Origin of the sequence: Aphanothece microscopica RSMan92 (genome assembly GCF_046613545.2) — a bacterium.
Classification (GTDB): domain Bacteria; phylum Cyanobacteriota; class Cyanobacteriia; order PCC-6307; family Cyanobiaceae; genus NIES-981.
Window position 1 is genome coordinate 1 of sequence record NZ_JBKKKY020000638.1, and the last position, 402, is coordinate 402.

Below are 402 nucleotides of genomic sequence, written 5' to 3' on the forward strand. Positions count from 1 at the left end.
GCGCGGGGCCTATCGGCCCTGTCGCTCGGCGAGGAGGCGGCGGCGGGCGTCGGACTGGATCTCGCCCGGGCGCGCATCGCTGTGGTCACCGGCGCGGGCCTTGTCACAGGCGCGGCTGTGAGCCTTGCCGGCGCGATCGGCTTTGTCGGGCTGGTCGCGCCGCATCTGGTGCGGCCCTGGGTGGGGCATGATCCGGCCCGAACGCTTGCGCCATCAGCGCTCCTGGGCGGGCTGATCCTTGTGGCGGCCGATAGCGTGGTGCGTGTTGCGCCGGGCGCAACAGAGCTCAAGCTTGGCGTCGCTGCCGCGCTGATCGGCGCGCCGGTGTTTGTCTGGATCGCGGCCCGGCGCAGGAGCCACGATGGCTGAGCTCGCCCTCACCGATGTTCATGTCGCGCGCGG

At 72.6% G+C, this 402-nt stretch carries 1 protein-coding gene; it reads left to right on the forward strand.

The window, feature by feature from the left end; translation table 11 throughout:
* The coding region (locus ACLD7X_RS19415; protein ID WP_411425316.1) for an iron chelate uptake ABC transporter family permease subunit at nt 1-369 on the forward strand (369 nt) is incomplete at its 5' end.
* Nucleotides 370-402 lie beyond the last annotated feature (33 nt).